Annotated in this window: 16 protein-coding genes; 3 read left to right on the top strand and 13 right to left on the bottom strand. The window is 71.9% G+C overall.

What is annotated here, in order from left to right; translation table 11 throughout:
* Window positions 1-338 precede the first annotated feature (338 nt).
* Window positions 339-638 carry a hypothetical protein gene (locus ACIBSW_RS36825; protein ID WP_184999328.1) on the top strand — a complete coding sequence of 100 codons (300 nt, stop codon included), beginning with the start codon at window positions 339-341 and terminating at the stop codon, window positions 636-638.
* 22 nt (window positions 639-660) lie between these two features.
* Here the strand turns inward: ACIBSW_RS36825 and ACIBSW_RS36820 are convergent, their stop codons facing one another.
* Entirely contained in the window at window positions 661-1,527 is an 867-nt protein-coding gene (locus ACIBSW_RS36820) for a PASTA domain-containing protein (RefSeq protein WP_354722637.1), read from the bottom strand.
* Between the two features lie 106 nt (window positions 1,528-1,633).
* Here ACIBSW_RS36820 and ACIBSW_RS36815 point away from each other — a divergent pair, with 106 nt between their 5' ends.
* A complete protein-coding gene (locus tag ACIBSW_RS36815) occupies window positions 1,634-3,439 on the top strand; it encodes a Hansenula MRAKII killer toxin-resistant protein 1 (RefSeq protein WP_354722636.1) in 1,806 nt (601 codons plus the stop codon).
* Here the strand turns inward: ACIBSW_RS36815 and ACIBSW_RS36810 are convergent.
* The gene (locus ACIBSW_RS36810; protein WP_354722635.1) at window positions 3,436-4,914 is read right to left on the bottom strand and encodes a glutamate-cysteine ligase family protein; all 1,479 of its coding nucleotides are present in this window, start codon (window positions 4,912-4,914) and stop codon (window positions 3,436-3,438) included. The genes ACIBSW_RS36815 and ACIBSW_RS36810 overlap by 4 nt on opposite strands.
* A gap of 210 nt (window positions 4,915-5,124) precedes the next feature.
* Window positions 5,125-5,703 carry a YceI family protein gene (locus ACIBSW_RS36805; RefSeq protein ID WP_354722634.1) on the bottom strand — a complete coding sequence of 193 codons (579 nt, stop codon included), beginning with the start codon at window positions 5,701-5,703 and terminating at the stop codon, window positions 5,125-5,127.
* Window positions 5,704-5,806: 103 nt separating this feature from the next.
* Between ACIBSW_RS36805 and ACIBSW_RS36800 the strand changes: the two genes are divergently transcribed.
* A complete protein-coding gene (locus tag ACIBSW_RS36800; RefSeq protein ID WP_354722633.1) occupies window positions 5,807-6,322 on the top strand; it encodes a MarR family transcriptional regulator in 516 nt (171 codons plus the stop codon).
* 244 nt (window positions 6,323-6,566) lie between these two features.
* Here ACIBSW_RS36800 and ACIBSW_RS36795 read toward each other — a convergent pair whose 3' ends face one another.
* The 10 genes from ACIBSW_RS36795 to ACIBSW_RS36750 all read right to left on the bottom strand — a co-directional run bounded on the left by ACIBSW_RS36795 (window position 6,567) and on the right by ACIBSW_RS36750 (window position 22,355).
* Window positions 6,567-9,017: a helix-turn-helix domain-containing protein gene (locus tag ACIBSW_RS36795; protein ID WP_354722632.1), complete on the bottom strand. Its 2,451-nt coding sequence runs from the start codon at window positions 9,015-9,017 to the stop codon at window positions 6,567-6,569.
* A gap of 114 nt (window positions 9,018-9,131) precedes the next feature.
* The gene (locus tag ACIBSW_RS36790; protein ID WP_354722631.1) at window positions 9,132-10,289 is read right to left on the bottom strand and encodes an acyl-CoA dehydrogenase family protein; all 1,158 of its coding nucleotides are present in this window, start codon (window positions 10,287-10,289) and stop codon (window positions 9,132-9,134) included.
* 28 nt (window positions 10,290-10,317) lie between these two features.
* The gene (locus tag ACIBSW_RS36785) at window positions 10,318-11,844 is read right to left on the bottom strand and encodes an acyl-CoA carboxylase subunit beta (RefSeq protein WP_354722630.1); all 1,527 of its coding nucleotides are present in this window, start codon (window positions 11,842-11,844) and stop codon (window positions 10,318-10,320) included.
* A gap of 217 nt (window positions 11,845-12,061) precedes the next feature.
* On the bottom strand, window positions 12,062-13,219 hold the full coding sequence (locus ACIBSW_RS36780) for a chaplin (RefSeq protein ID WP_354722629.1): 1,158 nt from the start codon (window positions 13,217-13,219) through the stop codon (window positions 12,062-12,064).
* Between the two features lie 284 nt (window positions 13,220-13,503).
* Entirely contained in the window at window positions 13,504-14,595 is a 1,092-nt protein-coding gene (locus ACIBSW_RS36775; protein ID WP_354722628.1) for a hypothetical protein, read from the bottom strand.
* A 175-nt stretch (window positions 14,596-14,770) separates the two neighbouring features.
* A complete protein-coding gene (locus ACIBSW_RS36770; RefSeq protein ID WP_354722627.1) occupies window positions 14,771-15,652 on the bottom strand; it encodes a hydroxymethylglutaryl-CoA lyase in 882 nt (293 codons plus the stop codon).
* A gap of 6 nt (window positions 15,653-15,658) precedes the next feature.
* Window positions 15,659-17,017 carry a biotin carboxylase N-terminal domain-containing protein gene (locus ACIBSW_RS36765; RefSeq protein ID WP_354722626.1) on the bottom strand — a complete coding sequence of 453 codons (1,359 nt, stop codon included), beginning with the start codon at window positions 17,015-17,017 and terminating at the stop codon, window positions 15,659-15,661.
* A gap of 91 nt (window positions 17,018-17,108) precedes the next feature.
* Window positions 17,109-17,711: a helix-turn-helix domain-containing protein gene (locus ACIBSW_RS36760; RefSeq protein ID WP_354722625.1), complete on the bottom strand. Its 603-nt coding sequence runs from the start codon at window positions 17,709-17,711 to the stop codon at window positions 17,109-17,111.
* 52 nt (window positions 17,712-17,763) lie between these two features.
* A complete protein-coding gene (locus ACIBSW_RS36755) occupies window positions 17,764-20,598 on the bottom strand; it encodes a tetratricopeptide repeat protein (RefSeq protein ID WP_354722624.1) in 2,835 nt (944 codons plus the stop codon).
* Complete coding sequence (locus ACIBSW_RS36750; RefSeq protein ID WP_354722623.1) at window positions 20,595-22,355, bottom strand: HSP90 family protein; 1,761 nt, start codon at window positions 22,353-22,355, stop codon at window positions 20,595-20,597. The genes ACIBSW_RS36755 and ACIBSW_RS36750 overlap by 4 nt, the downstream gene beginning before the upstream one ends.
* Window positions 22,356-22,453: the final 98 nt, after the last annotated feature.

Below are 22,453 nucleotides of genomic sequence, written 5' to 3'. Positions count from 1 at the left end.
GACCTGCAACTTGCATCGACCCACCTCGTGGTGCAATCTTTCCGTATGGTGTGCGTCACTTAGTGTTCTTGAAGGAGCGCTGAGCGGCGCCGCCAAGCCCGACGCACCACACCAAAAGCGACGCCTTCACCGGGGGTCGGCTCCCGTCGAATGTCCTGGATGGACTTGACCAAAGTCCGCCGCATCCGACGACGCCGTCGACGGCGTTACAGCACCGTTGTGATGAATGGCATCGTCGCAACCTTGCAAACATGTACGAGCCGGGCACACTGGACCATCTGCGTTCACTATGCGGCAAACTGATGTTCGCCCCTACTGGGTTCAGGACAGGAGATGACGTGCTACCTCGGTCCGGCGATGTCATACACGTGACGAAGGCGGCGAGTGTCCAATTCGCGGCGCCAATGCTCTTCCGGGTCATCCGGGTGCACGACTGGCCGACCTATGAGGGCTGGATCTGGCTGGACGGCTACGAGCTCAACGCATCCGGTGACGCCGTCGAGCGGCGCTCGATCTTCGTGCAGGTCGGCGGCCTGCGCCAGGTCGGCAAGGCACCGGATCCGCGTGCCCGCAACGGACGCCAGCCGGGGATGACCACCGGGGCCATCCAGGCCCGCGCGCTGCGCGCCAACCGCTGAGGACTCACCCGCAGCCCGGGGCTCAGTCCTCGTCCTGCTGACCGGTGGGCTCGCCGCTGGTGGTCTCCGCCTGCGTCGGGGTGGCCGGCGTGGTCGGCGCGGCCGCGATGATCAGCGCGATCACCGTGTCCGCCGGCACCTGCCGGCCCTCGGCCGGGTCGCTGTCGATCACGGTCCCCGGCGGAGAGTCGCTGGTCACGAACCGCAGGCGATAGCTCAGCCCCTTGCGGTTCAGCGCGGCGCGCGCCTCATCGGTCGAGAGCCCCTTCAGCGCCGGAACCGTGATGTCCGTCGGCGACGGCGCTACCGAACGGGTCGGCTCCGTGGTGGCCGGCCTGGTGGTCGGCGCCCCCGTCGTCGGCTCGGCGGTCGGCGGCGGCGCGGCCGAGGGTGTCACCGCCGGCGGGTTGCCGTCGTCGTCCCCGGTGGACTGCACGATCAGGTAGATCCCCCAGCCCAACAGGCCGAGCAGCAGCAGAGCGATCATGCCGACGAGAATCGGCATCCACCACTTCCCGTCCGGCTCGCCCGCGGACACCGAGGCCCAGTCGTCGTCCGCGTAGCCGGAACTCGGCCGCACACCGGCCCGTCCGGACCAGGCCGGGCCGGCGCCGTCCGCCCAGGTATCGTCGGTGTTGCGCTCGTAACGCTCTGTAGGCATACCGGGGTCGGCGGTGGCGGGGAGTTCCCACGTGGTGTCGCCCCGCGGAGCCTGCGGCGACTCCTGCGTGGCGTCCTCGTCCGGCGCCGTGCGCGGCAGTTGTTCGGTGTGGTCCGCGTCCTCGTCCCCCGTTCGGGGACCGTCGTTCGGACGACTTTCGCCCTCGTCCGCGAACGGATGAGACTCGCTCGTCTCGTCAGGACGGCGGGGCTCCTCGTCGTCGGACATCGCAGGATCCTCTCCACTTGCACGCCGCCTGACGCCAACCTAGCCAATCTTGCGGCATCACCTCTGTGATTCGCAGGCATGGTGACCGACGGCTACAGTGCCCGGCATGGCCGAGAAGGGCTGGACAGTGCAGGTAGCAACCGCGGCCGGGGTGGCCGCGGGTACGGGTGCCGCCCAACTCGGCCTCGGCTACGGCCTCGGCGTGGTCGTCTGGCCGGTCATCCCGTCCGCCGACGACAGCGTCTGGCTGGGCAGCCTCGGCTGGGCGACCTGGATCGCGGCGAACGCGACGGTGTTCGGCGCGGTCATCGCCGCGCGGCTCGGGCGCTCGACCGGCGGGGCGTGGCGCCTGGCCTTGGCGACCTCGGCGGCGGTCGGCGCACTGCTGACGGTCGCGCTGATCGCGCTCCCGGCCCGGTCCGCGGTACGCGTGGACACGTTCTCCCCCCAGACGATCGCCGGCGGGTACGCGGTCGCCGGCGTGCTCCTCGGCCTGGTGATCGCCTACTGGGCGATCGCGTCGAGGCCGGTGGCGGCGAACCTGATCGCCACCGCGGCCTGGCTCTGGTCGCTGGCGGCCGCGGCGGTCGTGGTCTCGATCGCCTGGCACCGGCCGTCGGCGACGTACCTGTCGAGCTGGCAGTTCGCCGCGCCGGATTCACTCGACGCCCGGTTCGGCACGATCTACTGGCCGAGCGCCCTGCTGAGCCTGCTCGCCGCCCTGATCATCGGCGTGATCGGCGCCCTGCCCGCGGTCCTGCGCGGCGACCTCGGCGTCGGCGCGGCGACCTCGGGCGCGGTCGGCCCGCTGCTGGTGGCGGCGTCCTTCTTCGTCCTGGCACCGCAGCTCACGGGCGCCCTCGGTCCGATGGAGTCGGCGTATCTGATCGCGCCCTACGCGGTCCTCGCCGGCCTGGGCGGCTCGGCGCTCACGGTCGCCATCGGCCAGGGCCGCGCCAACCGGCGGGCCGCCCGCCCGGCGCCCGGTCCGGTGGGGCCGCGCGCGATCGGCTCGGGCGCCGCCGCGGGTTCCAAACCGGAGCGTGCGGTGCCCACGCCGCGGTCCTCGGGCCGGGCGGAAGCGCCGGCCCCGAGCACGCCCGCGGCGCCGGCGGGACGCACCCGGCCCTCGCTGCTGGGCCGGTTGCGGCGCAGCAGCGCGGCCCGCGACGGTGCCGGCGAGCCCGGCGTCGTGACGGGCCGGGCCAAGGCACCGACCGCCGCGCAGGCATCGGCCGCCCCGGCTCAGCGTTCGCCGGCGACCGCGCAGGAGACGCCCACCGGCGCACCGGCGCCCGGCCGCACGAAGCGGGGCCGGGCCGGATCCGGTAAGCCGGCGCCCGCCGCGCCGACACCCAGCGTGACCAAGCCGGCGCCCGCCGCGCCGCAGGCCCCGGCGACACCCAGCGTGACCAAGCCGGCGTCGCCGCGGGGGAATGCGTCGGTCGCCCGGCCCGCCGCGGCGGCCACCGAGAGTGGTCGACGCGCCGACGCTGCGGCGACGCCCGGCGGATCGGGCGACCGCTCGACGGTCGCGCCGCCGCCCACCGCCCCGCAGGTAGCTAAGATCAATCCGCCTCGATCGGGTGAATCTGCGCCCGGGACGGCAAAGCGGGCGTCCGGCCCGCCCAAGCCGGGTGGCAATCCGACGCCCGTCCCGGCGGATGACGCCAGTTCCGATAAAACGCCCCTCGGCGGGAAGACCCCCGCGAAGTCCACCAAGTCCGCCCCGGCCAAGTCGGCACCTCCGGCCGGTTCGGCGGCCCCGGCGAAGGCCGAACCCGGCGGCGCGGCCACGAACGCGGCGCCCGCCAGTCCCCTCTGGGTCGACGACGAACCGACCGCGGCGGAGCCCAAGCGGCGCGGCCTGCGCCGCTTCGGCCGCCGATCGGACGGCGACGGCAACTCCTAGTCGATCGGCCAGGTGTGAACGGGACAGTTCGTTCGCTGTAGTGAGCTGTACCGAAGCAACATGTCGTGCAGCGCGGCGTCCCGCGACAATCCCCGTCGATGCTCGGCCGACCAGACCGCGGACGCCTGCCAGGTGGCACCGTTGCGGCCGCTGACACACCGGCCCTCGATGATTCCCAGCAGCCGGTCCCGCTGGACCGGATCGACGCCGAGCCGATCGAGCCCGGCATAGGCCTTCGGCAGCAGCACATCCAGCACCAGATCGGTCACCGAGATCTCGCCGACCCGCGGCCAGACGACGGTCGCCTCGATCCCCCGCCGGGCGCCGGCGTGGAAATTGTCCTCGGCGACGGCGAACGGCAGCCGCGCCCAGATCGGGTCCTCCTCGGCCGCCAACTCCCAGGCCATGCCGAAGTAGAACGCCGCGTTCGCGAGCATGTCGATCACCGTCGGCCCGGCCGGCATCACCCGGTTCTCCACCCGCAGGTGCGGCCGCCCGTTCATCACGTCGTACACCGGCCGGTTCCAGCGGTAGACGGTGCCGTTGTGCAGCCGCAGCTCGCCGAGGATCGGCACCCCACCGGCCTGGATGACCTCGACCGGGTCCTCGTCGTCGATGATCGGCAGCAGCGGCGGGAAGTACCGCACGTTCTCCTCGAACAGCTCCAGCACCGAGTCGATCCAGCGTTCGCCGAACCACACCCTCGGCCGTACCCCCTGCGCCTTGAGCTCGTCCGGCCTGGTGTCGGTGGCCTGCTCGAACAGGGCGATCCGGGTCTCGGCCCACAACTGCCGGCCATGCAGGTACGGCGAGTTCGCACCCACCGCCACCTGAATGCCGGCCACCGCCTGCGAGGCGTTCCAGTAGGCCGCGAACTCGTCCCGCGGCACCCGCAGATGGAACTGCACGCTGGTACACGCGGCCTCGGGCGCGATCGAGTCGTTCGACGTCTGCAGGCGCTCGACCCCGCGGATGTCGACGCTGAACTGCTCGCCGCGGGCGCCGGCGATCTGGTCGTTCAGCGCCCGGTAGCGCTCGTTCGCCGAGAGGTTGGCCAGCACCAGATGATCCGGCCGCAGGGTGGGCAGGCAGCCGATGAGCACCATCGTGCAGCCCGACTTCGCGGCCCGATCCTCGGCGTGCGCCAGGCTGTCGACGATGTCCCGCTCGTAGTCGGCGAACCCGTTTCCGCTGATCAGCCGGGGTATCGCGTTCAGTTCGAGGTTGAACTGCCCCAGCTCCGTCTGGAACCGCGGATCGGCCAGGTTGCCCAGGATCTCCGCGTTGCACATGGCGGGCTCGGCATCGGAGTCCATCAGGTTGAGCTCGATCTCGAGACCTGTGGTCGGGCTCTCCGTGTCGAACGTGCAGTCGTCGAGCATGCCCGCCAGCACGTCCAGGCAGCGGCGCACCTTTCGCCGATAGCGGACCCGATCGTCCTGGGCGCTGACGACCACTGAGAGGTCCTTACCCATCGTTCCTCCTGCCACATTCGCGTGATGCTCTCACGTTATGTGGGCCCGGTAACCATGACCAGGGACGAAACGGACACGGATCAGCTGTGGGTGAGCGCGCGGAAGCGCAGGGTCTACCTTCGCATCCCTCCGGTCGATGTCGCTACCAAAGGTGGACAGACGGCGGGAGCGCCGCCCGAATGGACGGCGCTCCCGTGAATCGGTCAGCGGTCAGGCCTGCAGGATGGCCTCGCCCTCGATCTCGATCTTGACCTTCTTGCCGATCATGACGCCGCCGGACTCCAGGGCCATGTTGTAGGTCAGACCCCAGTCCTCGCGGTCGATCTCGGTGGTGGCGCTGAAGCCGAACACCGACTGCCCGTAGGGGCTGGTCGCCGCGCCCTCGAACTCGACGAGCAGCTCGACCGGCCGGGTCACGCCCTTGATGGTGAGCTCGCCGTCGAGGACGAACTCGGCGCCCTCGTGCGACTTGATGCCGGTGCTGCGGAACTCCATGGTCGGGTACTTCTCCGCCTCGAAGAAGTCGCCCGTGCGCAGGTGGTTGTCGCGGTCGGCCTGGCCGGTCTGCACGCTCGCGGTGGCGATGGAGGCGACCACGGACGTCTGCAGCGGGTCCTCGCCGATCGTGATGGTGGCGCTGGCCTCGGCGAAGTTGCCACGCACCTTGCTCACCATCAGGTGGCGCACCACGAAGCCGACCCGCTTGTGCGCGGCGTCGAGCTCGTAGACGCCGGCGGCCGGGATCTGGAGACCCTCGAACTCGCGGGTGGTGGCGACGGAGTTGGTCATGACAGGTTCCCCTCGAAGGTTGGTGCCGGAAGTTGTTGTCTGACGGAGCAACTATATGCCCAGCAATATTCCCCCTGTCAAGCGTCGCTGGTAGGATGGCGACGTGGGCAACACTTTCGAAGATCCCCGGTTCACCGCCGTCGGCCTCTTCTCCGAGGCGTTCACGGGCCTGACCAGCCGCTTCGCCGTGCAGTTCGAGCAGCACCGGGTCTCGCCGGTCGAGTTCGAGGTGCTGATGCGCCTGGCCCGCTCGCCGCAGCACCGCCTGCGCATGACCGATCTCGCCGGCCAGACCTCGCTGTCCACCAGCGGCGTGACCCGGGTCGTCGACCGCATGGAACGTGGCGGCCTGATCCGCCGCGAGGCCTGCCCCAGCGACCGCCGCAGCTCCTACGCGGTCATCACCACGGCCGGAATCACCCGGCTCGAGGAGATCCTTCCCGGGCACCTCGAGCTGGTGCAGCAGTGGTTCATCGGTCAGCTGGAGCCCGCACAGCTCGACCAGATGCTGGATTCCCTGCGGATCATCCGCGACGCGGTCAACCCGTGCGCGACCGCGGGCAGCACCGGGGAGGACCACCACGGCCCGGCAACCGGCCCCGTCGTGCCGGTCGGCTGACCCACGAGACAACCGGCAGAAGTACCGGCAGAACCGCCGTGCGCCGCGGCAGAAACCCGCTTATCTTCGCAAATCCGCACCCCGCCACCGCTAGGGTGATCTCCGCAAGGGGGACGCGGCGCGGCCGAGGCCGAGGCGGGGCGATCGGGGGAGTTTTGTCCTCGCCGCGTTACCGGGGCGTTGTGACGACCGGCGTGTGGGGGCCACGGAAGACGCCGGTCGTCCCACGCCCCCGGAGTGAGCCTTACTCGATCTGCCGGGTCAGCTCCGCACCGAGCAGGTCCCGCTCGCCGGGCATCAGCGTGATCCCGCCCGTCCGGCAGAGTTCCCGCAGCCGCCGCACCGCCTGCTGCCGGCGATCCGGATCCGGGGTGCTGCGAACCAGTCCGACCAGCGCCTCGACCGTGTCCCGCGGATCATGCCGGCCGTCGTACGCGCCCGCGGCCGCCGCGAAACACTCGGCCGCCCGCGTCTGGTCGCCGCGGCGCAGCGCCAGCTCCGCCTCGACGATCGCGGCCGGCCCGTCGGCGGGCTCCGAGCTCTCCGCCGGGCGCAGCTCGGCCAGCACCGCGGCCGCCTCGTCGACCCGGCCGCCGCCGGCCAGGGCCAGCCCGACCGTGGCGAGCACCCGGCGCCGGTGTCCCGGGTCGCCGACGTCCTCGAGCTCGGCGATCGCGTCCCGGCCCAGCCGCGCCGCCTCGTCGAACCGCCCGTCCAGCCGTTCCACCTCGGCGAGGTTCGCCGCCGCGACGGCCCGCAGCCGGTGCTCGCCGCAGCGGCTGGCCAGCCGGTCGACCTCGGCGAGCCGGTCCCGCGCCGCGACCAGGTCGCCCACCCGGATCTCGTGCCAGGTCAGGTTGTTCTCCGCCACCGCCATGTCGCGGACCCGACCGCTGCCGCGAGCCAGCGCGAGCGCCTCCGTGCCGTGCCGCCGGGCCTGGTCGTAGCCGCGGGTCGTCATCCACAGCGCGGCGAGCTGGGTGTGCGCGGTGAGCTGGCCCGGCACGTCCTCGAGGGCCGAGAACTCGGCCAGCGCCGCCTCCGCCGAACCGATCTCCTCGGCGCCCGACCCGTGCTCGAGCGCCAGCTGGGCCAGCCCGACCTTCGCCCAGGCCCGTACGGCCGGGTCCGCGTCGGCCGTGCGCGGGTCGGCCAGCAGCCGGCGCAGCCACTGCCGTCCGGTGACGTCCCGGCCGCGGAACCGCCACCAGCGCGGCAGGGCGGTCGCGATGCGCAGGGCGGTGTGCGGCTGTTCCTGCGCCGCGAAGGTGAGCGCGGCGCCCAGATCGCCGGCGACGTCGTCGAGCCGGGCGGCCGCCTCGGCGAGCCGGGCACCGTTCAGCTCCGGCGCGGTCCCCTGCGCCAGGTCGGCCATGACCTCGGCGTGCCGGCGGCGGGCGGCGTACAGGTCACCGCCGGCGGCGGCGCGTTCGAGCGCGTAGTCGCGGACCACATCCAGCAGGCGGAACCGGAGCGCGCGGGCGCCGCGGGCGCTGAGCAGGCCGAGCTCCAGCAGCCGGTCCAGCAGGTGCACCGCGTCCTTGGACCGGCCGTCCTCGATGACCGCCTCGGCCAGGTCCAGCGACCAGCGGTTCCGGAAGGTGGCGAGCCGGTGCAGGTCGCGCTGCTCGTCGGCCGGGAGCAGGCGGTAGCTGGCCGCGACCGCGTCCCGCACCGAGACGACGCCGCCCTCGGCGGGACGGCCGGACAGATCGAGGACGCGGTCGCCGTACCGGTCGAGGATCTCGGCGACGGTGAGCACCCGGCCGCGGGCGGCGGCCAGTTCGAGCGCGATCGGCAGGCCGCCGAGCCGCCGGACCAGCGCGGACAGCGGCGCGACCTCGTCGGGCTCGACCGGCGCGCCGCGCACCCGGGCCAGGCGGTCGAGGAAGAGCGCCACGGCCGGGTAACCGGCCACGTCGGCCAGCGCCGGTCCCGCATCGCAGGGCGGCGCGACCAGCGGGGCGACCGGCCAGACCCGCTCGGTCGGCAGGCCGACCGGATGCCGGCCGGTGGCCAGGAAGCGCAGCGTGGGGTGCTGGCGCAGCAGCCGGCTCAGCGCCTCGGCCACCGCCTCCGGCGCGCGCTCGACCGCGTCGACCAGTAGCAGCGCGGAGCGGCCCGCGAAGCGTGGAACCAGGTCGTCCGGCCGGCCGACGCCGAACACGGCCGCGACGCCGCCCAGCACCTCGCCGGCGGTCGAGCCGTCGGTGACGACGATCCCGGCCACGCCGCCCGGGTGCTCCGGCGCGACCCGGTGCGCGAGCGCCAGCGCCAGGCTGGTCTTACCGACGCCGGCCAGACCGACGAGGGTGATGCCGCGCGGGCCGTCCTCCTGCGGCCGCGAGAGGCGGCCGAGCAGCTCGACCACGTCGCCGTCGCGGCCGATCAGGTCGGCGGCCGGCGGCAGGCGGACGAACCGGGGTTCCGCGGCGGCCTCGGACTGCTGGCCGCGCGCGGCGGCGAGGAACGCCAGCCGGTCCGCGCCGGCGAGGCCGAGCGCGGCGGCCAGCAGCTCCACAGTGGTGCGCTGTGGCCGGGACGCGCGGCCGCGCTCGAGGTCGCGGACCGTGCGGACGCCGACCCCGGCCCGGGCGGCCAGCTCGTCCTGGGTGAGCTTCGCCCGCAGCCGGTACCCGCGCAGCACGGCGTCGAACCCCGGGCCGACCTGGCCCGCCCCGTGCTCGGACGTCATACCTTCGAACCTAGGCACCCGTGTCGATGGATGCCGACTTCAACCGGCCATTTGTCGAGTAACCGACGGTTGCGCCGTCGGATTTACCGCAGAAACCGACCGGGCGTCCAAGATCTACAGTCCGAGCCCGCGGGCGATGATCATCCGCTGCACCTCGGACGTGCCCTCACCGATCTCGAGGATCTTCGCGTCCCGGTAGAACCGGCCGACGGCCGACTCGTTCATGAAGCCGTACCCGCCGTGCACCTGGGTGGCGTAGCGGGCGTTGTCCATGGCGGCCTCGCTCGAGTAGAGCTTGGCGAGGGCCGCCTGGTGCTTGAAGTCGCGGCCCGCGAGCATCCGCGCCGCGGCGTCGTAGTACGCGACGCGCGCGGTGTGCGCCCGCATCTCCATGTCCGCGATCATGAACTGGACGGCCTGGTAGTTGCCGATCGGCTGGCCGAACGCCTGGCGCTCCTTGGCGTACTTGACCGACTCGTCGACGCAGCCCTGTGCCAGGCCGACCGACAGCGCGGCGATGGCGATCCGGCCCTCGTCGAGGATCCGCAGGAACTGGGCGAAGCCCCGGCCGCGCTCGCCGAGCAGGTTGGCGGCCGGCACCCGGACGTCGTCGAAGGCGAGCTCGTGGGTGTCCGACGCGCACCAGCCGACCTTCGAGTAGCCCGGCGCGACCGTGAAGCCGGGCGTGCCCGACGGCACGATGATCGTGGAGAGCTCCTTGCTGCCGTCCGGCCTCGTGCCGGTCGCCGCCATCACCGTGACCAGGCAGGTGATGTCCGTGCCGGAGTTGGTGATGAACGCCTTCGAGCCGTTGATCACCCACTCGTTGGTCCGCTCGTCCAGGACCGCCCGGGTGGTGGTCGCGCCGGCGTCGGAGCCCGTGCCCGGCTCGGTGAGCCCGAACGCCGCGAGCGCCTCGCCGCTGGTCAGCCGGGGCAGCCAGGTGGCCTTCTGCTCCGGCGTACCGAATCGGTAGATCGGCATGGCACCCAGCGAGACGCCCGCCTCCAGGGTGATGGCCACGCTGCTGTCGACCCGGGCCAGCTCCTCGAGGGCCAGGCAGAGGGTGAAGTAGTCGCCACCCATCCCGCCGTGCTCCTCGGCGAACGGGAGCCCGAACAGGCCCATCTTGCCCATCTGCCGAATCAGGTCGTACGGGAAGGTCTTGCGCTCGTAGTGCTCACCGATGACCGGCGCGACCTGCTCGCGGGCGAACTCGCGCACGCTGGCGACGAGCGCCTCCTGCTCCTCACTGAGCCGGAAGTCGACCATGACGTGTCCTTTCTGGACCAGAGACCTGCTAGACCGGGGTGACGCCGTGCCGGCGCCGGGAGAAGCCGCGGTCCTTGCCGCGGGCGGCGGCGAAGCGGCTGATCAGCTCGCCCCGCAGGTCGGCGGGCTCGACGATGGTGTCGATCACCAGCTCACCGGCCAGTCGCATGATGTCGATATCGCGCTCGTACTCCGCGCGGCGCTCGGCCACGAAGGCCTCCCGCTCGTCCTCGGGCAGGGCCGCGATCTTGTTGGCGTACACCGCGTTCACGGCCGCCTCGGCGCCCATCACCGCGATCTTGGCGGTGGGCAGGGCGATGGTCGCCTCCGGGTCGAAGCCGGGGCCGGCCATCGCGTACAGGCCCGCGCCGTAGGCCTTGCGGACCACGACGCAGATCTTCGGCACGGTCGCCTCGGAGATCGCGCTGATCATCTTGGCGCCGTGCCGGATGATGCCCTGCTTCTCGACCGCGCTGCCGACCATGAAGCCGGGCACGTCGGAGAGGAAGATCAGGGGCACGTTGAAGGCGTCGCAGAGCTGGACGAAACGGCTGGCCTTGTCGGCCGAGTCGACGAAGAGCACGCCGCCCTTGAACATCGAGTTGTTGCCGACCACGCCGACGACCTCGCCGTTCAGCCGGGCGAAGCCGACCGTCAGCTCGCGGGCCCAGAGCGCGTGGATCTCGAAGAACGAGCCCTCGTCGACGATGCCCTTCACGTAGCGGCGCATGTCGAAGGCCTGCCGCTCACTCGCCGGCACCAGGGCGGAGAGATCCACCTTGGCCGGTTCGGCCGCGTCGGCGGCCGGCGGCTGCTGCGTGTAGTTCGACGGCAGGTAGGACAGGTACGAGCGGACCACCTCGAGCGCGTCCCGCTCGGTCTTGCAGAGGAAGTGCCCGACGCCGGACTCCGCGCAGTGCACCCGCGCGCCGCCCATCGCCTCGAGCGTCGTCTTCTCCCCGGTGACCATCTCGACCATCCGGTCGGAGCCCAGGTACATGCTCGCGTTGCCCTCGACCATCGCGACCACGTCGCAGAACGCCGGTATGTAGGCCCCGCCCGCGGCCGACGGGCCGAACAGGGCGCAGACCTGGGGAATCGATCCCGAGGCGCGGACCTGGGTGTGGAAGATCTTTCCGGCGCCGCGCGGGCCCGGGAACAGGTCGACCTGGTCGGTGATCCGCGCGCCCGCGGAATCGACGAGATAGACCATGGGTACGCCGTTCGCGTACGCCCGCTCGATGATCCGGATGATCTTCTCGACCGTGCGGGCGCCCCAGGAACCCGCCTTGACGGTCGAGTCGTTGGCCATGACGCACACGTCGCGCCCGTCGATCCGGGCGTTGCCCGTGATCACGCCGTCGGCCGGCAGGCCCTCCGCCAGGGTGTTGGCGTACAGCCCGTCCTCGACGAAGGAGCCGTCGTCGACGAGCAGCGCGATGCGCTCGCGGGCGAAGAGCTTGCCCTTCGCGGCGTTCGCGGCGTGGTAGCGATCCGCACCGCCCGCCATCGCCCGCTTGCGCGCCTGCGCGAGCGCCTCTTGGTCGACTGCCACCTGGCCCCCTTCATGCTTCCCTGAACGATCGTTAGGGTAGCGCATTCCGGTGGCTGAGACCAGAGACGCCGAACGGGAGCCCCCGCTGCTCGCGGGGACTCCCGTCCGTCTGGTGCGGCCGGCGCTGTGGAGGAGCGCCGGCTTACTGCCCGACGCCGAGTGGCGTCGCTCGGGTCACGCCCGGGACCGGCGTGACCCGGGCCTCTTGCGAACTAGCTCACTTGTTGAGCGTGTCCATGACGTTCAGGCCAGCGACGTTCAGGCCACCCGCGTTGCTCAGGCTCTGGGTGAGGCCATCGATGCTCTCGATGCCGCTCGACTCGCCAACCATGGCCTTCTTGGCGCCCTTGCGACCCTGGTCGCCGTAACGGTCGTCGTTGTCGCCCGCGTACTGGTCGTCGTTGTCACCGGCGTTGTCGGGACGGGTGGCCGGACGCGCCGGACGCGCCGGACGGTTGCCCTTGCAGCCCTTGACGACCGTGACGCTGCTGACGCAGCCGCTGGTGCCGATGTTGTTGGCGCAGGACGCACCGGCGTTGGTCGCACCGAGCAGCGCGAACGAGTTGCCGCAGATGTTGACCGGGATGTTGATCGGCGCGGCGACCTGGGTGCCGTTACCGATGCCGAAGTTGCCGGCCGTGCTCTGGGTGAGCACGTCGGGGATGCCCGACTCGGTCTTGGCGGCGGACCGGGAGTGGCCCGCCGACTTCTTCTCGGTCACCTTGGCCGACTCGATGTTGTTGACGCAGGAGGCCTGCGCCTGGGTCAGCGCCAGGACGGCGAGCGAGTTGCCACACATGTTCACCGGGATGCTGACCGGCGTGTAGAACTGCGTGCCGTTGAAGAGCCCGACGTTGCCGGTGCTGCTCTGCCCGACGACCTTGCCGCCCCGGCAGGCCCGGCCGGCGCCGCCGCGGCACTCTTCCTTGCCGCTCTCGATCCGGTTGACACCGGTGCCGGCCGCGCTGGTGATGCCCAGGAACGAGACGCCGTTGCCGACCATGTTCACCGGCAGCGAGACCGGCATGTACACCTGGGTGCCGTTGCCGATACCGAAGTTGCCCTGCGAGACCTGACCGACCTGGTCACCGCCCCGGACCACGACGCGGCGGTTCTTGCCGCCCTCGGCCTTGCCGGACTCGATGAAGTTGCCGCTCTGCGCCGCCGCGGTGCCGAAGCCCAGGACGGAGTCGGAGTTGCCGGTCAGGTTCACCGGGACGGACACCGGTGCGATCACCTGGGTGCCGTTGAGCACGCCGATGTTGGCACCGGAGCTCTGGGAGTTGACATCGGCGTGCGCGGCGCCCGGGGCGAACAGGAGCGCGCCCGCGGCCAGGGCACCGACGTTCAGAGTCTTACGAACCCAAGTCTTCATGGAAAGAAGATGCCTTTCAGAATTGTCAGAGAATGGTGAGACGCGTATTCAATTGATCGGTGCTTTCGGGCGCAGCGGTGCCCTGGCGTTATTTCGACTGCCCTGACCCCGCCTGTCGACATGCGCCCTGGATTTGTGGCGCCTTCGGTGCGGTGAAAGTGATGACCTGGGCCTAGAGGTGATTCGCCGCCTGTTCGCAGGCGGGTGAGGAATCGGGCCCGTGGTGCGGGCGCACGGATCCGCTGATGATCAGTGGATTTGGTACGCGCCGGCCGGTGTCAGCACTAGTCAGGTGAGACGGTCGGTGCCTCGGCGTCATGCCGCCGGACCTCGACATCTGTCGCGATCGGCAGCCGGTGGCGAGCCACCGTGCTGTCCGCGACCTTGGCCGGAAGGAAGGCCGCTGAGCCACCATCCGTCGCAGATCCCGGCCCGGAGGCCGGGACGCCATTCGCTGCCCCGAGGTTTCCCCGCAGAGGTGCGGGTGCGTCACCGCCGGGTGTGTCGCTGACCATCTTCGGCTCGGCCACCGTGACGGCGGCGTGGTGCCGATCGGCAGCAATCGAGTGCTGCCGGGTGACGGTCGTTCTTCCCACCGTGCCCCGCCGGTCGAGCGCAGGCTCTACCGCCGGAGTCTCCTCGCCCGTGACAACCGCTCCGCCGAGCTCGTCGGCGCCGACCTCGTCGACGCCGATCCGGTCCGCACCGGAACGCTCGGCATCCGCCTCGGGTACGTCGTGCTCCGAACCGGAGACGACGACTCGGTGCGCGGAGTGCTTCACCGGCGTCGCCGTTGCCGCCAGGTCGTTCAGGAGGCGGCCCTGCGGCAGATCGGTGATCGAGGCGAGTTTGCGGGTGTCCACCGCTTCGCCGGCAAGGCGAATTGGGCTGGTCAACCCCCTGACGACGCCGTTGACCCCGCCGTGGGCGGAATCCGCGCCGCTCCTGCTTCCTGTGGTCCGGTTCAGCGTTCCCGCGACCCTGTTGGGCAGCGCTACCGCGGAACCGAGACCTCGGTGGTCGGATTCCAGTGGCTTGGTGGCCACCTTGAGGATCCGATTGACCACCGGCTTGTGGCGGTCGCTGCCGTGCACCGCGGTACCGATGATCGACGAGTCGAGGGTGAGTCCCCCGTCCGCCGAATCACGGTCCGCAGCTTGCGCGGCAGCACCGGTGAGCAGCCAGGCGGCGCCGGCCAGGCCGCCGACGACCAGTGCCCGCAGGGCCCACCGGGAACCGGTGCGACCTGCGCGGTGCCCGCGGCGCCGCTCCGCCCCCTGGCTGTGGGGCGGCATGGGCGCGGCGACACCGGTGGACGGAACGGACGCGGGCGGGAATGCCGTGCGCGCATCGCGCTCGACCTCCGGCCCTGTCATTGGTCCCGCCCCTCGTCGTCGACTTCAGACCTGCAACCGAATACGTCTCGAATGAACGAGGCGATATCGGCCGCTCGGTATTGGTAACGAAGCGGCACAGCGGGAGTCACGCAAACAATCGGGAAAAATGATCGCTTCGCGGGAACGCCGAAACGATCGGGAAAGCGGAGGTGAATCAGACCAATCGGGCACGAGGGCCGGCGCGGAGAACACCCGAGGGCAGCGTGCGCCCGAGCAGGCCCTCGGCGAGCTCCGCCACCCGGATGAGTTCTTCCAGGTCGATTCCCGTGTCGATGCCCATGTCCTCGAGCATGTGCACGACCTCCTCGGTCGCGACGTTGCCCGAGGCACCCGGCGCGTACGGACAGCCGCCGATGCCGCCGACGCTCGCGTCGAACTCGGTGATGCCCAGGTCCAGGGCGGTCAGCACGTTCGCCAGCCCCGTACCCCTGGTGTTGTGGAAGTGCAGCAGGTCCGGGCGTACCTCCGACAGCAGGTCACGGACCCGGCGCGGGGTCGCCATGCCGGTCGTGTCGCCGAACGCGATGCGGTCCGCGCCGTCGGCGCGGACGCGCTCCACAATGGAAGCCACCCGTTTGGGGTCGATGTCACCCTCGAAGGGGCACCCGAAGCTGGTCGCGACGATCACCTCGAGCTTGGCGCCGGCCTCGTGGATCAGCGGAATCAGACCGGTGATGTCGTCGAGCGACTCCTCGGTCGAGCGATTGAGGTTCCGGCGGTTGTGTGTGTCGCTGGCCGACACCACCACCTCGATCTCCTTGAAGCCCGCCCGGATCGCGCGCTCAGCGCCGCGGGTGTTGGGGATCAGCGCCGAGTAACGGATGTCCGGATTGTGCCAGGAACGCGCCCAGACCTCGTCCGCGTCGGCCATCTGCGGAATCGCCCTCGGGTGCACGAACGAGACCGCCTCGATCCGCCGCACCCCGGTGCGGGAGAGGGCGTCGATCAACCGGACCTTGTTGTCGGTCGGAATCGGCTCCTCGTTCTGCAGTCCGTCGCGGGGCGCCACCTCGCGGATCGAGACGGTCTTCGTCATGTCAGGTCACCCCTTCTTGGGCTTCTCACGCATGCGGCCGACGATGCCGGTGTCGTAGTCGCCGGAGAGGAACTCGGCGTTCTCGAGCAACTCGGCGAAGAACGGCAGGTTGTTCTTGGGCCCGACGATCTCGAATCCGGCCACCGCGGCCCGGGCCTTGGCGATCGCGTCGGCCCGGTCCGCGCCGACGAGGATCAGCTTCGCCATCAGCGAGTCGTAGTGCGGCGTGACGGTGGTGTCCGGCCCGTAGCCGGAGTCGACCCGGACGCCCTCGCCGGACGGCTCGATCCAGGTCGCCACCTTGCCCGGGCCGGGCAGGAACCGCTTCGGATCCTCGGCGTTGACCCGCAGCTCGATGGCGTGACCGGTGGTGGCGTGCACCGTCGCCGGGTCGAACGTCGGCGCCTCACCCGACGCGATCCGCAGCTGCTCCTCGACCAGGTCGATGCCGTGGATCAGCTCGGTGATCGGGTGCTCGACCTGGAGCCGGGTGTTCATCTCCAGGAAGAAGAACTCGCCGGTCGCCGGGTCGAGCAGGCACTCGACGGTGCCCGCGTTGCGGTACCCGACGGCCTCGCCGGCCCGGACGGCCGCGGCCAGGAACCGCTCGCGCAGCTCGGGGCCGACAGCGGGCGAGGGTGCCTCCTCGACCAGCTTCTGGTTGCGGCGCTGCACCGAGCACTCGCGCTCGCTCAGCGCGACCACGCGGCCGTCGGCGAGGCCGAGGATCTGCACCTCGACGTGGCGTACCCGGGGGAAGTAGCGCTCGATCAGCACCGACCCGTCGCCGAACATGCGCTCGGCGAACGCGCGGACCTTGTCGTACTCGGTGCGCAGGCCGGCCTCGTCGAACGCGGTGGCCATGCCCATGCCGCCGCCGCCCGCGGCGGCCTTGACCATCACCGGGTAGCCGATGGTCGCGGCGGCCTCGATCGCGGCCTCGACGGTCGCCGCCGGGTCGTGCGTGCCGGGGGCGACGGGAACGCCGGCCTCCGCCATCAGGTTCCGAGCATTGATCTTGTCGCCCATCGCGGTGATCGCATCGGCGGACGGACCGACCCACACCAGGCCGTTGGCCTCGACGGTACGGGCGAAGTCGGCGTTCTCGCTGAGGAAGCCGTAGCCGGGGTGGATGGCCTGTGCGCCGGTCGACTTCGCCGCGGCCAGGATCGCCTCGGTGTTGCGGTAGCTCAGCGCCGGGTTGGCGGGGCCGACGCAGACCGCCTCGTCCGCCTCGATGACGAACGGCATGCCCTCGTCGGCCTCGGAGTAGACCGCGATCGACCGGATACCCAGCCGCTTCGCGGTGCGGATGATCCGGCGGGCGATCTCACCACGGTTGGCGATGAGCAGCGATTCGATCATTTCTCTCCCTCGTGCGGGCGCGCCGAGGCCGCGCCTGTCTGTCCAGGCCGGAGCCGCGCCCTATCCACCGGGCCCGGGCCCGGTCCCGCGGTTATCTGCCGATGAGGGCGTGTGCCGTCGCCTCGCGAAGCAGGACCGCGCGGCGCCGGCGGTCCACCTCGCCGCCCAGGAAGGGCGTCGAGTTCATCAGGCCGAACGCCGAATGTGCCAGCACCCGCGCCTCGCCGCCCTCCAGGTCGGGGCGCAGCGTCGCCAGCACGCCGACCCACTCCTCGACGTAGAGGCGCTGCAGGCGGCGGATCTGCCGGCGCGGCTCCTCGGGCAGGCGGTCCAGTTCGTGCAGGTGCAGGGCGATCACCGCGGGGTTCGCCAGGGCGAACTCCACGTGGAACTCGATCAGGTCGGTGAGTGCGGCGTGCGCGTCCTCCCGGTGCCGGCCGACCCGCTCCCTGCCGCCGTGCAGCAGGCCCTCACTGACGGGGATGAGCGCGGCCACCAGCATGGCCTCTTTGCCGGCGAAGTGGTGATAGAGGGCCGGGCCGGTCACGCCGGCTGCGGAGCCGATGTCGTCCATCGACACACCGTGGTACCCCCGGGCGGCGAAGAGGCCGACCGCAATCTCGAGGATCTCGTCCCGGCGCGAGCGCCGCCGGGGGGCCGGCGGGCCGGGACGCTGCTGCTGATCTACCGTCACCTGGCAACTCTAACCTGCTGTCAAGCCGATGCCTTAACGGCCGTTCAGCTGATTACTGCTCCTCGACGCCTTCGGTCCGGCGCAGCCTCGCCGCCTGCTCGTCCGCGCCCCGGGCCTCCAGCGCCTCGGCGAGCACCCGCGCCGCGACCTGCCGCGACGGCGCGTCCTGAGTCATCTCACCGAGGACCGGCCAGAGCAGGTCCTCTGTCTCCTGCGGGCGGCCGGCGCGCAGCAGCGCCTCACCGAGCATCGTCGCGACCTGCTCGGCCTCGCTCCGGGCGCCGATCGCGCGCAGCCGCTCGGGCGAACCCGTGACGTACGGCACAGCCTCGACCGCCCGGCCGCGGGCCAGCAGCAGCCGGCTCATCTCGAACCCGAGCATGGCCCGCTCCCAGATCGCGTCCGGCTGCCCGGCGGCGCCGTCACCCAGGCCGGCATGCCGGCGCTCGGCCAGCTCGAAGGTCTCCTCGGCCGCCGCGACGTCGTCGGCCCAGTGCAGGGCCATCACCCGGCGGCGCAGCAGCCGCAGCTCGCCGATCGGGTCGCCGGCGACGCGCAGGTCCTCGGCGCCGGCCCCGAACCACTCCGCCGCCTCGGCGTCGCGGTCCAGCCGGAAGAGCAGGTCGCCGCCGTTCTCGCGGATCTGACCGCGGCCGGCCAGGTTGGCGCCGAGCCGCTCGACCAGCGTCTCGTAGAGCGCCAGCGAGCCGGCGCTGTCACCGAGCTCGCGGTAGAGGCCGGCCAGCAGGAAACGGGTGTTGTCGGCGGCCTCGTCGTGGCCGAGCCGCTCGAACGCCGCCAGCGCCTCCTCGCCGACCTCGGCCGCCTCGACGACCCGGCCCGCCTGCCGGTAGGCGTCGGCCAGCTCCTGCCGGACGAACGCGCCGCCCTCGTCGAGCTCCTGCTCGGTGCAGAGGGCGACGGCCTCGACCAGGTCGTCGACGGCCTCGTCGGCCCGCTCGAGCTCGACCAGCGCCCGGCCGCGGCCAAGCCGCGCCGTCAGCGCGCCCTCCGGGTCGACCGCCGCCAGCACCTCGCCGAACGCGGTCACCGCCTGCTCGGGGTCGTGGGTGAGCTGACCGAAGAGGACCGAGGCGTCGGCCAGCCGCGCGGCGGGCCCGTGCTCCAGGAAGTAGGCCCGGGCGTCGGTCGCCGCGGCGAGGGCCTCGTCGTTGCGGCCGGCCGCCGCCCGGTTCGAGGCGCGCCGCGCCAGGTAGAAGGCCGCCAACCGGGCGTCGCCGGTCTCGGCCGCGGCCAGCTCCGCCTTGTCGTGCGCCTCGTTGGCCTCGTCGGGGCGGTCCTGCAGGAGATTGACCAGCGACAGCCGGGACCAGGCGGCCGCGCGCCGGCGGGCGTCGCCGTGCTCCTGCTGGTAGGCGGCGTCCGGCTCGACCAGGGCCCGGCCCTCGTCGGCCCGGCCGGTGCAGGCGAGCGCGACGCCGAGCCGGCCCCTCGCGACCGAGGCGTCGATCTCGCTGCCGGCCTCGGTGAACAGGTCGATCGCCCGGCTCCAGGCCTCGGCCGTGCCCTCGCGGTCGTCGGCGCGCCACCGCTGGCCGCCCAGCAGCATGGCCCGCCGCGCCTCGCGCATCGCGTGCGGCGCCGCCTGGGCGAAGCGGGCGTCGTAGATCGCCAGCACCGCGTCCGCGGCGTCCTCGCGATCCTGGTTCTCGTGCTCCTCGGCCAGCTCGAGCAGGGTGTCCGCGGAGGCGTCGGCCGGCACCTCCACCGGCGACGGCTTCGCGGCCGCCCGTGCCTGCGGCTTCGGCGCGGGACGGCGGCGGGTCGACGGCGAGAGCGGGAGCACGACGTCATAGGGCTCGGCGGCGATCTCCTCCGCGATCTGCCGGCTCTGGGTCGTCGTGCCGTTGCGCGCGTCGAAGCGCAGCGCCAGCCCGGTCGCGTGCGCCGCCAGCTCCTCGGCCAGCGCCGCGGCGGCGATGTCGCCCTGCTCCCGGCGGTGCACGATCGTGTCGCCGTGGCCGAGCTCGACGAGCCGGCGCAGCAGCAGCGCCGCCGACGCGGCGAAGTTCATCCCCGCCGCCGGCGACGGCGCTCGCTCGAGCCAGTCGACGTGCCGCTGCAGAATCTCCAGCCCGCGGTTCTCGTTGCCGGTGCGCGCGCAGAACGCGACATGGTCGCCGATGTCCCACAGATCGGCGAGGTTGCCGCGCATCAGCCGGTACGACCGGCGGTGCGCGTCCGCGGCCTGCTCCAGCCTGCCGGTACGCAGATAGGGCACCATCAGTCCGCGGAGGATCGTCTGCGGCTGCTCGTTGCAGGTGAGCCGGCCGGCCAGCACCGGCTCGGCGAGCGCGACCGCCTCCTCGTCGCGGCCCCGCCCGGACAGGTAGGTGACCTGCGACGACGGGTCGCAGCCCGCGCAGTCGGAGAGGTCGTCGCGGGGCGTGGTGTTCCACCGCTCGTAGAGCGTGTCGGCCTCGACCTCGAGACCGACGTGCCGGGCCACCACGTAGCGGTGCTTGTGCACGGCCTGCAGGCTGTGGCCGGCCTCGCGGTAGCGGCGCTCCATGTCGTCCAGCACCGCGTAGGTTCGCTCGAGCGGGACCTCCGGAAACTTCGTCAGCGCCGACACCATGTACTTGAAGTGCCAGTACAGCGTGTGCCGGCTGCGCGCGTGGAACGGCGCCGGGTCGCGGTCGAAGTCGCTCAGGCACCAGGAGAACGTCACGAACGACTTCGCGACCTCGCCGCCGTAGGTGTACGCGGTGGTGGCCAGGATGCGCGCCTCGTAGCCGAGCTCCCGCTCGCCCAGGGCGTCGGCGTGCCGGATGACCTGCTCGACCAGGGCGATCTGCGCGGCGCCGTACGGCATCCGGTGCGCCTCGCGGAGCAGCGCCCACAGCTCCTCGACCGACCTGCTCACCGCTCCTCCCCGGGCACCGCCCGGCCCAGCAGGCCGAGGAACGACGTGTTGAGCAGCGCCGCGTCGGCGGGCCTGATCGGGTGGTAGCCGAGCAGCAGCGCCTGGCCGTACAGCGCCTCGACGGCCAGGGCCGTCAGGTCGGGATCGCCGAGCGCGGTCACCCGGCGCACCAGCGGGTTGCGGTGGTTGAGCACCAGCTGGGGCCGCTCGGGCGCCTCGGTGTCGGCGAGCGCGTCGAGCACGCCGCCCCACAGGTCGTCGGCCTTCGCGCGGGTCGCGGTGAACTCCTCGTGGAGATGCGCTGCCCGACTGACCAGGTAGAGGGCCGGCAGATTCGCCGGCTCGAAGGCGCGCACGACGACCTCGCAGCCGAGCCGGTCGAGCCGGCGCTGCGCCGCCGACAGGAACGGGCGCAGCCGCAGCTCGACCGCCGCGTCCAGCGCCTCGAACCGGGTCGCCAGGTCGGTCGGCTCCAGCCGCTCGACCTTGATCTCCCGGTCCAGCTGCGGCAGCCGCTCGATGATCTCCGCGTCGTACGTGTAGCCGCCGTTGATCAGGCCGACGTCCTGGGCGGCGGCGACCGCCGCGAGCTGCCGGAACTCGTCGGTCGTCGCCGCGTACCGCAGGAGGCCGTGCCGGGCCCGGAACTCGGCGAGCGTGGTCTGGCCGGCGTTGGTCTCCATCGGCCACCACTGCTCGACCAGGCGCAGCATCTCGTCGTCGTGCAGCGCCAGCGCCTTGACGCCCAGGTGATGGATGCGCAGGAACTCGGCGAGCCGGCGCGGGTCCGACGACGAGAGCCGCACCAGCCAGCCGCGCAGCTGATCCGCGATGGCCTCCCGGGTGGCCTCGAGCAGGCTGTCGTCGTAGAGGGCCTCGCGGCTGGCGGTCGGCCGCAGCTCGGTGCTGTCGACGATGCACCGGGCGAAGAAGGCCCACTCCGGCAGCAGGCCCTCGACGGCCTCGGCGAGCAGCATGCGCTTGAGATAGACCCGGTGGCCGCCGCGGGTCGCGGGATTGACCGGCGTCGGCAGCACGAACGCGGCGCCGGTGAGGCCGGCCTCGGGCACGTCCAGCTCGATCACGTCGAACGGGGTGAAGCCCAGGGTCCGCTCCGCGTACGCGATGCAGGCCCGGCGGCCGGCCGCCCAGGGCACCTCGCCGACCGTGACGACGGTGCCGTCGACGGTGACCTCGACCGGCAGCAGCGAGCCGTAGAGCGTGGCGAGCTGGGTGACGGTCGCCCCGACCAGGTACATCTCGGCGCCGCGACGCGGTAGCAGGGTGACCGTGGTGCCGGGCTCGCGCTCGGGCCCGGTCCGCACGTCGTAGCGGCCGTCGGCGTAGCCGGTCCACAGCACGGGCGGGGAGCCGGCCTGGCGGGTGTGCACCCGGATCTCGTCGGCCACCAGGAAGCAGGAGAGCAGGCCGATGCCGAACTGGCCGAGGAACTCATGGCGGGCGAAGCCCAGCTCGTCCCTTTTGGAGCTGCGGCCGATGGTGGCGAGCAGCTCGTGTACCTGCGCCTCGGTGAGGCCGATGCCGTCGTCGGCGATGCGCAGGCTGCCGTCACCGGTCGCGTCGGCGGACTCGATGACGATCCGGCCCGCGGTGGCCGGCTCGCCCTGCCGGACGGCGGTGATCGCGTCCACCGCGTTCTGCAGGAGCTCGCGCACGTAGACCCGCGGACTGGCGTACAGGTGATGGCTGAGCAGGTCGACGATGCCCCGAAGATCGACCTGGAAGGTGTTGCTCACTGCTGGTTCTCGCCCTCCCGTCGGCGCTGTGGTCGCTCAGGCTACAGGGAGGCTACGACGTTCCGGAGTTGATTACGCCCGCGTCGACCAGCGCGGAA

Origin of the sequence: Actinoplanes sp. NPDC049668 (assembly GCF_044465445.1) — a bacterium.
Classification (GTDB): domain Bacteria; phylum Actinomycetota; class Actinomycetes; order Mycobacteriales; family Micromonosporaceae; genus Actinoplanes.
The sequence above is the reverse complement of the archived record's forward strand: the minus strand, read 5'-3'. Positions and strand labels throughout refer to the sequence as shown.

Coding starts and splice junctions, on each gene's coding strand:
- ACIBSW_RS36820 (WP_354722637.1), bottom strand. CDS start 1,527: ATGTCCGACGACGAGGAGCCCCGCCGTCCTGACGAGACGAGCGAGTCT.
- ACIBSW_RS36780 (WP_354722629.1), bottom strand. CDS start 13,219: ATGAAGACTTGGGTTCGTAAGACTCTGAACGTCGGTGCCCTGGCCGCG.
- ACIBSW_RS36815 (WP_354722636.1), top strand. CDS start 1,634: ATGGCCGAGAAGGGCTGGACAGTGCAGGTAGCAACCGCGGCCGGGGTG.
- ACIBSW_RS36790 (WP_354722631.1), bottom strand. CDS start 10,289: ATGGTCGACTTCCGGCTCAGTGAGGAGCAGGAGGCGCTCGTCGCCAGC.
- ACIBSW_RS36805 (WP_354722634.1), bottom strand. CDS start 5,703: ATGACCAACTCCGTCGCCACCACCCGCGAGTTCGAGGGTCTCCAGATC.
- ACIBSW_RS36775 (WP_354722628.1), bottom strand. CDS start 14,595: ATGACAGGGCCGGAGGTCGAGCGCGATGCGCGCACGGCATTCCCGCCC.
- ACIBSW_RS36765 (WP_354722626.1), bottom strand. CDS start 17,017: ATGATCGAATCGCTGCTCATCGCCAACCGTGGTGAGATCGCCCGCCGG.
- ACIBSW_RS36810 (WP_354722635.1), bottom strand. CDS start 4,914: ATGGGTAAGGACCTCTCAGTGGTCGTCAGCGCCCAGGACGATCGGGTC.
- ACIBSW_RS36795 (WP_354722632.1), bottom strand. CDS start 9,017: ATGACGTCCGAGCACGGGGCGGGCCAGGTCGGCCCGGGGTTCGACGCC.
- ACIBSW_RS36770 (WP_354722627.1), bottom strand. CDS start 15,652: ATGACGAAGACCGTCTCGATCCGCGAGGTGGCGCCCCGCGACGGACTG.